12 protein-coding genes are annotated in these 13,917 nt (G+C 25.2%); 7 read left to right on the top strand and 5 right to left on the bottom strand.

Going from position 1 to position 13,917, the window contains the following annotated elements; all coding sequences use genetic code 11:
- Nucleotides 1–548: 548 nt before the first annotated feature.
- Together Q0087_RS05005 and Q0087_RS05000 are read right to left on the bottom strand one after the other, a co-directional pair.
- Entirely contained in the window at nt 549–782 is a 234-nt protein-coding gene (locus tag Q0087_RS05005; RefSeq protein WP_297898576.1) for a KEOPS complex subunit Pcc1, read from the bottom strand.
- A gap of 282 nt (nt 783–1,064) precedes the next feature.
- Nucleotides 1,065–1,781: a carbon monoxide dehydrogenase gene (locus Q0087_RS05000; protein ID WP_297898666.1), complete on the bottom strand. Its 717-nt coding sequence runs from the start codon at nt 1,779–1,781 to the stop codon at nt 1,065–1,067.
- On the opposite strand from Q0087_RS05000, the gene Q0087_RS04995 reads away from it, so the two are divergent.
- The 6 genes from Q0087_RS04995 (at nt 1,678) to Q0087_RS04970 (ending at nt 9,102) form a co-directional block, all read left to right on the top strand.
- On the top strand, nt 1,678–1,917 hold the full coding sequence (locus Q0087_RS04995) for a hypothetical protein (protein ID WP_297898669.1): 240 nt from the start codon (nt 1,678–1,680) through the stop codon (nt 1,915–1,917). The two genes, Q0087_RS05000 and Q0087_RS04995, sit on opposite strands and share 104 nt — an antisense overlap.
- A gap of 986 nt (nt 1,918–2,903) precedes the next feature.
- Complete coding sequence (rplJ, locus tag Q0087_RS04990; protein ID WP_297898575.1) at nt 2,904–3,386, top strand: 50S ribosomal protein L16; 483 nt, start codon at nt 2,904–2,906, stop codon at nt 3,384–3,386.
- A gap of 392 nt (nt 3,387–3,778) precedes the next feature.
- Nucleotides 3,779–6,064 carry a phosphoenolpyruvate synthase gene (ppsA, locus tag Q0087_RS04985; protein WP_297898574.1) on the top strand — a complete coding sequence of 762 codons (2,286 nt, stop codon included), beginning with the start codon at nt 3,779–3,781 and terminating at the stop codon, nt 6,062–6,064.
- Nucleotides 6,065–6,472: 408 nt separating this feature from the next.
- The gene (gene mfnA, locus Q0087_RS04980; RefSeq protein WP_297898573.1) at nt 6,473–7,675 is read left to right on the top strand and encodes a tyrosine decarboxylase MfnA; all 1,203 of its coding nucleotides are present in this window, start codon (nt 6,473–6,475) and stop codon (nt 7,673–7,675) included.
- A 430-nt stretch (nt 7,676–8,105) separates the two neighbouring features.
- Complete coding sequence (locus Q0087_RS04975; RefSeq protein ID WP_297898572.1) at nt 8,106–8,579, top strand: gamma carbonic anhydrase family protein; 474 nt, start codon at nt 8,106–8,108, stop codon at nt 8,577–8,579.
- Nucleotides 8,580–8,598: 19 nt separating this feature from the next.
- Nucleotides 8,599–9,102, top strand: a complete 504-nt coding sequence (locus Q0087_RS04970) for a fumarate hydratase C-terminal domain-containing protein (protein WP_297898665.1) — start codon at nt 8,599–8,601, stop codon at nt 9,100–9,102.
- Nucleotides 9,103–9,136: 34 nt separating this feature from the next.
- Here the strand turns inward: Q0087_RS04970 and Q0087_RS04965 are convergent, their stop codons facing one another.
- The 3 genes from Q0087_RS04965 to Q0087_RS04955 all read right to left on the bottom strand — a co-directional run bounded on the left by Q0087_RS04965 (nt 9,137) and on the right by Q0087_RS04955 (nt 12,070).
- Nucleotides 9,137–9,679, bottom strand: coding sequence for a tRNA (cytidine(56)-2'-O)-methyltransferase (locus Q0087_RS04965; RefSeq protein ID WP_297898664.1), 543 nt, complete (start codon nt 9,677–9,679; stop codon nt 9,137–9,139).
- An 86-nt stretch (nt 9,680–9,765) separates the two neighbouring features.
- The gene (gene cobS / locus Q0087_RS04960) at nt 9,766–10,575 is read right to left on the bottom strand and encodes an adenosylcobinamide-GDP ribazoletransferase (RefSeq protein ID WP_297898571.1); all 810 of its coding nucleotides are present in this window, start codon (nt 10,573–10,575) and stop codon (nt 9,766–9,768) included.
- Nucleotides 10,576–10,756: 181 nt separating this feature from the next.
- Nucleotides 10,757–12,070 (bottom strand): phosphatidylglycerophosphatase A, encoded by a 1,314-nt coding sequence (locus Q0087_RS04955; protein ID WP_297898570.1) that lies wholly within the window; start codon nt 12,068–12,070, stop codon nt 10,757–10,759.
- 389 nt (nt 12,071–12,459) lie between these two features.
- Between Q0087_RS04955 and larC the strand changes: the two genes are divergently transcribed.
- Nucleotides 12,460–13,725, top strand: a complete 1,266-nt coding sequence (gene larC, locus Q0087_RS04950) for a nickel pincer cofactor biosynthesis protein LarC (RefSeq protein WP_297898569.1) — start codon at nt 12,460–12,462, stop codon at nt 13,723–13,725.
- The last annotated feature ends 192 nt before the right edge of the window (nt 13,726–13,917 follow it).

Here is a 13,917-nt window from a genome sequence, read left to right as displayed (position 1 = left end):
AGTTTTATTTTAGAATATAATTCTATTTTAGAATATTATTTAGAATATTATATTAATAATAAATTATTTGGATATATTCTTTTAATTTTTAATATATCTTCTATCTAATTCTTATTATGATTTTATTTAGTATAATTTATTTTAATATGCTTTATTTTAATTATATTTTAGTATAAATATCAATATAATTTTATTATTTTATTAAAATTAACATTAAATAGATTTAAATAATCATTAACCTTATAAATTTCTTATAAATTAAATAATTATCTTTTAAGAATACTCTGTTAGAATAATATTTTTAGGTGTTTAGTTAAGTATTTTTGTATATTTAATAAATTACCATAATTAACATTATTTACTATTATTACTACTATTTATCATTTTATTAGTTATTTTAGGATTTATTTTCATTATTATTAATGTCATAAAAATAGATATATTTTTTCTCTTTAATAAAAAATATAAAAATATTTTTTCTCTTTAAATAGAAATACCTTTTTGAATTTTAGTAGAAATATGGAGTACTTGATAATAATATGATTGATTTAATTACTCGATGCCGATTCAATTATCTTTTCGACTAATATCTCAGAAAATATTAAATCATCTGCTGTAGCTAAGAAATTAGAGAGTGATTTGGATTTTAATTTAAAAGTAAGAATATTTTCTTCCTTTTCAGATTCAACATAACCTTTATTTTCAACATCTAAGGATTTTAGGGATATGTTTGCATCTTTGGAATTTTTATATTCTATCTCAATTTTGGCATCTATTTTCATTTTATCAAACATCTAAATATAAAATCAGTATTTAAAAATTAGCAGTTTTTAAAATTCATAATAATATATACTTTAACAATTTGTAATATTATTAATTATACTATCATTAAAATATATTATTATATAATAATTTTTGTTTTTATTAATATATATCTTTATCTATATATAAATAATAATGAACTAAGTTTAGAATAATTAATCATAATTATATAATATTATAATATTTATAGTATAATATTTATAGTATAAGACTATTTTTTTAATTATTTTTTATTTTAATAATTATTTTAATAAAATTTCCAATTTAGATGCAATCTCTTTGAGAGAATTTAATGCAACTGAATTTCCATAACTCATAAGTGGCTTTCCTTCCATATCTGATGCTATAACATCATCATCCATTGGAATTGATCCTATTAAATCAATATCTATTGATAAGAGTTTCTTTTCAACAAATTTTTTTTGTTTTAAGGAAGAACATTTATTTAAAATTGCAACTATTTTTTTAATTCCAATATCTGCTGCTAATTTTTTAATTCTGGCTGCGGTCTCTATAGATTTCAATCCTGGTTCAACGACAACTATCATTGTATCGACAGATTCTGCGGTTTTTCTTCCAAGATGTTCAATTCCTGCTTCCATGTCTAATATGACTACTTCTTCTTTTTTAACAATTATATTTCTCATTAATGCTTTAAGAAGTACTGCTGAAGGACATACACATCCATCACCGCCTTTTTCAATAGTTCCCATTACCATTAGTTTTAATGATCCATCTTTCTTATAATCGTAAGATAACTTTTCAGGAAGGTCTGTTATTTTAGGATTCATCTTAAAGACTTCTCCAAAAGAAGATCCACTTTCTGCACCTGTCCTTTCTTTAATTAAATCTCGCATGGAGAATATGGGTTCTATTTTATCTTTTATTCCTAAACTTGAAGCCAAATTCATATCTGGGTCTGCATCAATAGCAAACACTGAATGCTTTTCTGATAATATACAGGCTAAAGTACTTGATATTGTTGTTTTTCCAACACCTCCTTTCCCGGTAATAGCTATCTTCATTTTTTCCCTCTTTTATTTAATCATAATTTTTACTAATTTTTTACTATTATCTTCTAATAAATATCTCTAGATTATTATTAAAATATATTATTAAATTTGTATTTTTTAGTAATTAATTGTTATTGTTATGTTAATTCTAACTAATATTTGACTTAGTATATATTCTATTATTCAAATTAATAATAAAATCAATAAATAAAATCTAATCAAAAAATATAATTAAAAAAATCAAATATGGAAGTTTAACTATAAAAAGTAATAATGAAAAATTAATTACTAAAACTTATTATCAAAATAATGCATATAAATAGTAGTAATAATAAATATTATTAACATAGCTGTTTAAGATAAACGTTAATAAAATGGCTATTTATAATATTATAATTATTAAAAATTTCAATATTAATAAATGTTCGATATTATAATTCACTAATTGTTTGATTTTTATAGATAATGATTATACTTATTATTAAATTATATAATATTGATAGTATAAGATTGATTTTATGAGGATATATGAATTATGAAAATAATGGTTGCAATTTTGGGATATTATTTGTTTAGGATTGATATAAAGTTGATATAAAATTTTTATCATATTTTTAAACTCATATTCAATAAAATAAATATTTTTCAGCTAAATTTTCAATTAATATTTTTTATAAATTCATTTTTTCATAAATTTATTAACATAAAAATAGCTAATTAATATTAAATAAAATTATTATTTTTTGAATGGATATAATTATTTTAAGAATTAAAATACTAAATTTGGTTATGATATAGTAACATTTATTAATAGTTATAAAAATAAATAATTTTATTCTATCTAATTATGTATATCAAATTTAAAATAATAAATATTTAGTCAAATATTATAGTTTTAATATTAAATTCCAAATTTTAAATTTTATATTATTGGACAAGGTCGTTATAATTAACATATTTTGCCATTAAAAATTGTTATTAATGTCCATTTGATATAATAGATAATTTATTAATCTATTGATAGAAACACATTTATATTTAATTCAATTTTATTATGGAGGACTATTAATGGTTCGTGCTTATACAAGAAGAGAATATATAAGAAAAATTCCTGGTTCTAAGGTAGTTCAATTTGATATGGGAAATTTAACTGATGAATTTCCTGTAAGAGTAAGTTTAGCTGTAAAAAACCCTACACATATTAGTCATAATGCTCTCGAAGCAGCACGTATTGCTTCTAACAGATTTATGCAAAGGAAAGCTGGAAGAATGGGTTATCATTTGAAGATTAGAGTTTTCCCACACCAAATTGTTAGGGAAAATCCAATGGCAACTGGTGCAGGTGCAGATAGGGTACAGAATGGTATGAGAAAATCTTTTGGTAAATCTATAAGCTCAGAAGCTATTGTGAAAAAGAATCAAAAAGTTATATATATTGACACTAATAAGAAAAACTTTAATGATGCTAAAGAATCTTTAAGAAGAGCTGCAATGAAATTACCTGTAAGTTGTAGAATTGTAGTAGATAAAGGTGAAGAATTAGTTAAATAAACTTAAACTTTATTTAAATAAGCTTTGGCTTTATTTAAATAATATTTCTCTTTAACTAATTAATATTCTATTATAGTGCATTTTCATGCATTAAAAGAATTTGTTTATCATTTATTCATATATTTATTAGTACTTATCAGGTATTTGTTTAGTATTATGAATTCATATATTACATTTAGTATTCATATTCCATATTAATAAATTTCATATATTCAAAATTACAAAATTTTGCAAATTAATAAATTTTGTAAAGTAGTTTTTTTATCTGCTTAAAATCATGGAAATTTTGGCTTTATAAAAAACGAAGCTTTTAAGGTATTAAAAGAATTCTTAAAGATATTAATTGCTAAAATTATTATTAAAAGGTTTAAAACTCAACAAGGACGAAAAATATGTATGTTGAAAAGTTTGAAAGTATAAGTAAGGATGATGTTGGAATTGCTGGAGGTAAAGGGGCTAATTTAGGTGAGTTAACCCAAGCAGGAATACCAGTACCTCCAGGATTTATAGTCACTGCAGAAACTTATAATAAATTTATGAATGATACTGGGATATTTGACAATATCATGGATATATTAAATGGTATTGACATTAACAATACTAAAGAACTTCAAAAATCTGCTAAAAAAATTAAAGAAATCATTATTGATGCCCCTATCCCTGAAGATATATCTGCACTTATCATTGAAGCTTATAATGCTCTTTGTCAGAAAGTTGGTGTTGAAGATGTTCTTGTAGCTATTAGGTCATCTGCAACAGCTGAAGATTTACCTGAAGCTTCATTTGCTGGACAACAGGATACTTTCCTAAATATCTACGGTTCAGAGTCTGTAATTGATTACGTTAGGAAATGTTGGGCATCTCTTTTTGAAGCTAGGGCGATATTTTATCGTGAAGAAAATAATTTTGAGCATTCAAAAGTTTATATTGCAGTAGTTGTTCAAGAGATGGTGGAATCTGAAAAAGCCGGAGTAATGTTTACTGTTAATCCTTCTACTGGTGAGGATGTTGCTCTTATTGAAGGTTCTTGGGGTCTTGGAGAAGCTGTTGTTTCAGGTTCTGTAACACCTGATACTTATTATGTTGATAAAAAATCTAATGAAATATTAAATTTTAATATAGCAGATAAAAAAGTCATGTTTGAAAAATTACCTAATGGGGAAACAAAACAGGTTGATGTACCAGAGGAATTAAGAAATAAAAGAGTTTTATCTGAAGCAGAACTTGTTGAGTTAACCGAAATGGGTAAAAGAATCCAAAAACATTATGGGGCTCCTCAAGATACTGAATGGGCTTTTTATGATAATACTCTTTTCATGTTACAATCTAGACCAATTACTACTTTAGATGAATCTTCTTCTAATGAAAAGGAAGAATCCGATATTGAAAACAGGGAAGTAATTGTAAGAGGTCTTGGTGCAAGTCCCGGAATGGCTGCTGGAACTGTAAAAATCATTAAAAAAATTGATGAGCTTGATAAAATTAAAAATGGTGACATCATGGTCACTACAATGACTACTCCTGATATGGTTCCTGCTATGAAAAGATCTAATGGGATAATTACTGATGAGGGAGGAATAACTTGCCATGCAGCAATTATATCTCGTGAACTTGGAATCCCTTGTGTTGTTGGAACTGGAAATGCTACTGAAATTCTAAAAGAAAATAATAAAGTAACTATTGATGGTAAAAAAGGGCTTGTTTTTGAAGGAGAATTCCAAATATCTGAAGAGAATAAACAAGATGAATCTGTAGTTGCTCAGTCAGCTGCACCAATTATCACAGTCACAGAAGTTAAAGCTAATGTTAGCATGCCAGAAGCAGCTAAAAAAGCTTTTGCAACTGGTGCTGATGGTGTAGGTCTTTTAAGAACTGAACATATGATGTTAACTGCTGGTGTACATCCAAACAAATTTATTCAAGATAATAGAGAAGATGAACTTGTAAAAATATTAATGGAAAATATTTTAAAAGTTGTGGATGTTTTTTATCCTAAACCAGTATGGTATAGAACTTTAGATGCTCCTACTGATGAATTCCAGACTCTTGAAGGTGGAGAAGAAGAGCCTCATGAACATAATCCAATGCTTGGATGGAGAGGAATTAGAAGAGAACTTGATGAACCAGAAATACTTAAAGCAGAGTTTAAAGCAATTAAAAAACTTTATGAACAAGGTTACACTAATATTGGAGTTATGATTCCATTATCACAAAGTCCTGATGAACTTATTAAAGCTAAGAAGATAGCTGAAGAAGTTGGACTTAGGCCTCATAAAGACATTGATTTTGGTATAATGGTAGAAACACCTGCTGCTGCTTTAATTATTGAAGAATTTATTGATATTGGAATTGATTTTGCTAGTCTTGGAACAAACGACCTTACTCAATATACTCTTGCAGTTGACAGAAATAATGAATTAGTAGCTAAAAATTATAATGAAGAACATCCTGCAATTTTAAAACTAATTGAAAGAACTATTAGAAAATGTAATGAGGCAGGAGTTACATCTAGTATTTGTGGCCAGGCAGGTAGTAAGCCACATATTGTTGAAAAACTTGTTGAACTTGGAATAAATAGTGTTTCAGCTAATACTGATGCTGTAGGCGATGTTAGACACACTGTAGCTAGATCCGAACAGAAATTAATATTAGATGCAGCAAGAAAACAAAAAAAATAAGATTTGAATAAATCTTATTTTGGTTTTTTACTTTTTTAATTATTTGATAGTTATCTATATTTATTTTTTTTTAGCTATTTGATAATTATTTATATTTATTTTTTAATTGATTTGATTTTTTATATATAATTCACTGATTTATAATTGCTTTTGTTTATAATTTATTTATAAATTATATTGTAATGTAATACATTTATTTATATCAATATCTAATACATTTATTAATTGTTTAATGAAATTAGTTTATTATTTGAATTATTGAGTTTATTTTAATATTTGCTCAATGAGATTATTATATTATTTGTTTAATGAGATTATTTTATTATTTAATTAATGAGATTACTTTATTATTTGCTTAATAAAATTATTTTAAAATTATTTCATGATTAATATCTAAAGGGTATTCAGATGAATCAAGAACCATTAGAAAAAGAAAAAATATTAGAAGAATTATCTAAATTTAAAAATAAGGATTTAGAATATTCTGATGGAAGAATTTTGGGGTCAATGTGTACTCGTGCTGATCCATTAGCTAAAAAAGTTTTTCATGATTTCTTAGATGCTAATCTTGGAGATCCTGGCCTTTTTAAAGGAACTCAATTTCTTGAGGAAGAAGTTATAAATGATATTGGTTCTTTCTTATCACTTGAGAAACCTTTTGGTAATGTTGTTACTGGTGGAACTGAGGCTAATTTAATGGCTATACGTGCTGCTCGTAATATGGCTAGAAAAGAGAAAGATATTGGAAATATTTATAGTGAAAGTGGTTATTCTACTCCAGAGATTATTGTCCCTCGTTCTGCTCACTTTTCATTTAAGAAAGCTGCCGATTTACTTAATTTAAAACTCATTGAAGCAGATTTGGATGAAAATTATCATGTTGATGTAAATTCTGTTAGGGATAATATTTCTAAGAATACTATTGCTATTGTGGGAATAGCTGGAACTACTGAACTTGGTGTTATAGATCCTATAGAGGAATTATCTAAGTTAGCTTTTGATAATAATATTTATTTTCATGTAGATGCAGCATTTGGGGGATTTTCTATTCCTTTTTTAGAAGATTTTGGATATAAAATGCCCAAATTTGATTTTTCTCTTGAGGGTGTTTCTTCTATAACTGTTGATCCTCATAAAATGGGTCTTGCTCCTATTCCTTCTGGATGTATACTTTTCAGAGAAAAAAAATATTTGGATGTTATGGCGGTTAAATCACCATATTTAACTTCTAAAGAACAGTCTACTATTGTAGGGACTCGTCTTGGCGCACCAGCTGCGGCTACCTGGGCTATTATGCAACATATGGGTAGAGAAGGTTATGCTAAAAATGCTAATGAATGTATGATTAACACTGAATTTTTAGCTGATGCTTTATTCAAAGAGGATTTTGAGTTGATAGTTGATCCTGAATTAAATATTGTTGCATTCACTCATCCAAAAATTCCAACCGATGATTTAGCTAACATGTTAGAGGAAAGAGGATGGATGGTATCGGTTTCATCTTATCCAAAAGCAATTAGAATTGTTTTGATGGGACATATAAAATACACTCATTTAATTGACTTTTTAACAAGTATTCGTGAAATTAAAAGTAGTTTGAATATAAGATAGGAATATTATAGTTTCTATTTATATTATTATTATTATTATTATTATTATTATTATTTGTTATTTTCATTAAATTGAATTGTTTTTAATTTTTATTTTTAATATTTTTATTTTTATATTAATTTTTCAATTTTTGCTTTTAATATTTTTATTTTTATATTAATTTTTTATTTTAATTTTTCATTATTTTTTATTTTATTACATTATTTTGATAGAAATTTATTATTTTAAAAAATTAATTTTTAAATTTATAAAAATAAAAATTTTTATATCAAATGAAAAAATTTAAATTTTTATAAATTAATAGATTTATTATAGATTTATTATAGATTTTATTATAGATTTTATTACAAATTTTATTATATATTTTATTATAGATTTTATTACAAATTTTATTATATATTTTATTATAAATGTTTATAGGAATTTTTTCATGATTGATAGTACTGTTGTAATCTTATCTGGAGCTCATGTAATTGGAAATGTTGAAATCGGTGAAAACTCTTCTGTTTGGTATAATGCAGTTATAAGAGGAGACCATGGTAAAATTGTTTTGGGTAAAAATTCTAATGTTCAAGATAATGCTGTAATACATAGTCCTCCCAAAACAACTACTTATATTGGTAATAATGTTTCTATTGGCCACAGTGCGGTTGTTCATGGATGTGAAATTGGGGATAATGTTACAATTGGCATGAATGCAACAATTTTAAATAGGGCAAAAATTGGTAAAAATTCTATCGTTGGTGCAGGTGCTGTTGTAACAGAAGATAAAGAATTTCCAGAGGGTAGTTTAATTTTAGGAGTACCTGGCAGAGTTGTAAGGAGTTTAAATTTTGAAGAAATAGAAGAGAGTAAATCAAATGCATACATGTATGTTGATTTATCAAAGAAACATAACAAATAATTTGGATAATATGAATGTTATTAAAAGATTAAGAACTCCTATATCTAATATGGATATTGATGATTTAAGAGTAGGGGATAAATTACTTATTAGTGGAACTATTTTCACAGGAAGGGATGCAGTTCTCCCTAAATTAAAAGAAAATTTAATCAATAATTTAGAAAGAAAAATTCCTTTTAATTTAGAAGGTAGTGTTATTATGCATACTGCTGTTAGTGGTGCAGGAATAGCCCCCACTACAAGTAATAAAGAGGAAATAGAATCATCAATGGTAATTTTAGCTAAAAATGGGGTAAAAATCCATATTGGGAAAGGTGCTCTTAATGATAAAACAAAAATGTCCTTAGCTAAAGAAAAATCTATTTTTGTTGTAACTCCTCCAGTAGCTGCTTTATTAACCAATCATATTATATCAAAAGAACTAATTGCCTATGAAGAAGAAGGAATAGAGGCTATTTTTAAATTAAATGTAAAAAATATCCCTGGAATAGTAGCTATTGCTCATGGAGAGTCTATTTATTAATTTTTAGTTATTAATTGACTTATTAATATTTCCATTATTTATTTTCTTCATGTATATTAACTCTTTTACCTTCTGCTGTTGGAATAACTTCAAAAACAGCATCATCAAATTCAAGGTTAAATTCATTTCCATCCATTAACATATGTTGAAAAACTGCAAGTGAAGAAACTTCAGAATGAGGTTGTTTTGTAACAGAAACATTGTAGTTTGATTTTCTATATACTTTAGTAGGAACTCTTGATCCTCCTACGATAATTAACTTATCTTTTGGAGATTCTCTTATTTCTCCTATAACTTCTTGAACCTGGGATCCATACATTGTTAAATGAACAACTTCTCCTCCATTTTTTTGCCATTCTTCAATAAGGTTCATATAACTTTTTTTATATTCAATTTGAAAATTGCCTCCCCATCTTTCTACAACATCTTCAACATTCTTCATCAACTTTTCATCTTCTTCTCCACTTAAATATATTTTTGAAGCTCCAAATGCTCTTGATGTTAAACAAACATGGGTGGTTATCCTAGCATCTCTTTTTGATCTATGGTCTAATCTTAAAACATTAATATTCATTATTATCACAAGTTATTATTCAATATTAAATAAAATTATTTTATATATTATTTTTCAATTTATTTTTTGTAAGTTATTTTGAATATTTTTTAAAATATTCTTATTTGAGAGATTGATATTAATACTAACATAAAAAACAATGAAAAAAGCCTACCAATTTCATTTGAAGCTCCTAAAACATCACCAGTAGCTATTTTAAAATTTTTACTTCCAATGAAACTAACTAAAGCTCCTCCAAATATTCCTCCAACAACTCCAAATAATCCTATATTTCCTCCTATCATATAACCAATAGTTAAGGTAATAATCAGCGTTATTAGAAATTTAGGTATAGTCATTGATTTTATGAAGTATCTCCCTGTCCCATCGTTTCCTGATTTTGAAGAGATTGCACAGCTAACTAAACCTACTTTTGCAGACATTTCACATATTAATATGGAAAATAAAAATCCGATTGAAAGAACTGAATTTAAAAAGAAGATAGTTAAGATTCCAACAATAAAAAATAAAGCTATTCCTCCAGTTCCAATCATGGAATCTCTCATAACAGATATTTTCTTTTCAGGGGTGCCATGAACCATCAATGCATCCCCAATATCTATAAGTCCATCAAGGTGGTGGAATCCATTAAACCAGATGAAAAAACTATAGATAATAGCAGAAATAACTAAAATTGGAAAATTTAGAATATTTAAAAAGTAACCAATAATTAATCCAATAAATCCTACTAATGCCCCTATTAATGGCCAAAACCATGTCATCTTAGCCATTTCTTCAATGTTTGTATATATATGTATTGGTAATATTGTTGAAAAGGTCAAAAGGCCCCCAATTGATCTTAATTTTGATGATTTCTCATTAGAAAAATAGTTATCTTTTTTTTTATCTTTTTCTGCCATTTAAATTCCTTTTTAAAAAGTTTTTGATAATGTATATTATATTATTTCTTTATTTCTAATATTAATATTAATATCATTATTTAATATCATTATTCAATATCATTATTAATATTGTTGATAATGTCATTATTAATATTAATTAGAATGAAATTGTTATAAACATAATTAATATGATGATATTTTAATATTCTTCTTCAAATATCTTGGACATACAACCAGCTATAAGTCCTGCAAATATATCATCTACCATTGGTCCTAATTTTGACAATATTCCTGGTTTTTCTTCATCATAACGTTTAAAATTGAATGTTGCTTTTGTTCCAGCTATTTGATTAGCTATAGCTATTCCCAATACTTCATCAGTATATAGATAAGCAGGATCATCACTAACATCTACTTCCCGGACTCTATTAGTTTTAAAATCTTCTTCACATCGTATTGCTGAGATTAAAAGTGCAATAACATTTATATCTTCTAAAGATTTTAAGATCTGATTTTTAAGTCTCAATCTCAATTCTTTAATTCTTTCTGGTGTTTCATCTATTCCTACACATAATTCCATTCCTGCATCTACAAGTAAATCAATAGTAATTCCCTCAGCTAATATATAATCAAGTATTCCAAATGACAAATTTGTTTTTTCTAAAGATAAACTACAACTTTTAACCATTGAATTTACTAATTCTTTTTTAATATTTTCTAAATTTTCTAGATTTTCATTAGTACTAATCTCTTTTTGTTTATCATTCTCATTAATTAACTTCATTAAATTTTGTTTTTTTCCTTTTTTAAAATTAATTGGAGATTTACAAGCTAAAATCAATGATTCATTATTATTCAAAGCATCTTGGATATGTTCTGGTAATTTTAAATAGTCAAAATATTTAATTTTTGTTTCAACCGCTATTTTATATAGTTGTATAAGTTCTTTTAGATTTAAACTCTCATCTATATATATTATTTGACTTAAATTTAATTCAATTGAATTAGAATCCCTTTTTACTTTAGCTACTTGTAAATTGTCAGATATTTTTATCAAGTTAAGATTACTATTTATAAAATTAATTATGCTTATTTTATCTGTTTTTTCTAAAAAATAGTTTATATTATTATTAGGAATAATATCATTTTTTTTGTTTTTAGTTTCATCATTATTTTCATTAATGAATGGATCAATAGGGAATTGTTGAGCAATATATGTGTTATAATTGCCATAATCATTTAAATTGCTTTCAATTTTCTTTTCATTCTCAAAATGTTTGATAGATGTTTCAAAATTGTTTTTTATGTCATAATTGGGAGATAAAATGATTATATTTTTTATAATATCGATCCCATTATTTATTTGATTTTCATGATCTGCTACATCTGAAAATGTTAAAAAATAGTTTGGATTTTCCATGTAAAAATAATCATAGTCGCTATATAGTGTTATATCATTAAAAATTTCACTAGTTCTTCTTTTTGTTTTAAATTTACTTTTACTATTTTTCATGATAATCACTAATAGGGCTATAAACTTAATAAAATAGTTTACTTAATATTTTTACTTAACTTAATATTTTTACTTAATATTTCTGCTTAATAATTTATTTAATAATTATTATTTCATTTGATATTAAAATTTTATATATTATATAAATGATTATTATAATTTTATATTAATTCAATTTTTTTACTCATATTCAATAAGATTATTTATGTTGTTTAACATATTTATTTTATTGATTTAAAAATTTTTTTAGAAATATATGTTGATAATATCTGAATAATTTTATTTATATTATGAATAATTAATTATATTTAATTATTTAATTATATTACTATTATTAATTATATTATTTAACTATTTAATCACTTTATAAACTCTTTAGAAGGTAAAATATGGTACTTATAATAGATCCTCAAAACTCTGGCATAGCAGGGAATATGCTTGGAGGTGCACTTATAGACTTAGGATGTAATCCTAAAGAGATGAAGTCAGTCATGGAATATATGGCTATTGATTTTGGTGGAGTTAATGTTAGAATAAAAAAGGTTAATAAAGCAGGAATTGAATCCACCTTTTTAGAAGTTGAAACTATAAATAATAAATCTCACAATAATCATTCTATTTCTTACAAGGAATTATTATCTAAATTAAATGAAATTGAAGAAATTGAACTTAAAAAAAACAATAGTGTTTTTGGAAATAATTTAATAAATGATGTATTTGATATTTCAAGAAAAGTTTTTAAAAGAATAGCTATATCGGAATCAAAAATTCATGGGAAAACTTTGGAAGATGTTAAATTTCATGAAGTAGGGGCTGCTGATGCAGTTGCAGATGTTTTTGGTGCTGTTTTTGGGTTTTGCAAATTAGGATTTAATGAAAAAAATGAAAAAGTTATAGGCCTTCCAATAGCTGTTGGCGGAGGTTCAATAGAATCTGTTCATGGTAGGATTCCTGTTCCGGCACCAGTTACTCTTGATATTCTAAGTAAAAATAATATATCTTCGTTTGGAGGCCCAGTTAATACTGAAATTGCTACTCCAACAGGGGTTGCTCTTTATGTTGAATTATGTGACGAATTTAGGGATTTTCAACCAACTATTAAAGTGAATAAGGTTTCATATGGTGCTGGAAAGAAAGATTTTGATTTTCCCAATGTTTTAAGACTCATAAAAGCTAAATCAAGTATAAAATCTCAAAGCATTGATGTTATAGAAACTAATATAGATCATTTATCTGGTGAAAGCATTGGTTATCTTTTTGAAAAATTAATGGATGAAGGAGCTCGTGATGTTGTTATTATTCCTGTTATAATGAAGAAAAATAGGCCGGGAAACATTATTAAAGTAATATCAAAGAAAGAGGATACAGATAACTTAGTATCTGTTCTTTTTAAAGAAACTGGCACATTAGGTATTAGGGTTTCTCAAGATCTTCATAGGGGTGTAGCTAATGTAAGGTTTATATCTTTAGAAATTGATTTTGATGGGCAAATCGAGCCCATAAATTTTAAAATAGGGGCTACTGGGGATGAAATAATATCCTATAGGCCAGAATTTGAAGATATAAAAAAAATAGCTATTAAACATAATATTTCTTTAAATAAAGCGTTTGAAATAGCTAATTTTAAAATTAATGAGTATTTATCTAATTTATAATATTTGTCTCATTTAGGGTATTTTATAATTTATAGTATTTATCTATTATATATTATTTTTTAATATTTTATCTATTGGTTATATGATTTTTAAATATTTTATTCCCATTATTAATATCATGAAATTATTATTAAAATGATCATATTTGATAATTAGTATTTAATTTAGGTTTAATTTAGGTTTAATTTAGGT

The sequence above is a fragment of the uncultured Methanobrevibacter sp. genome (assembly GCF_937881195.1).
In the GTDB taxonomy this organism is placed as follows: Archaea; Methanobacteriota; Methanobacteria; order Methanobacteriales; family Methanobacteriaceae; genus Methanobinarius.
Note: the sequence above shows the minus strand (reverse complement) of the source record. Positions and strands in the feature narration are given on the sequence as shown.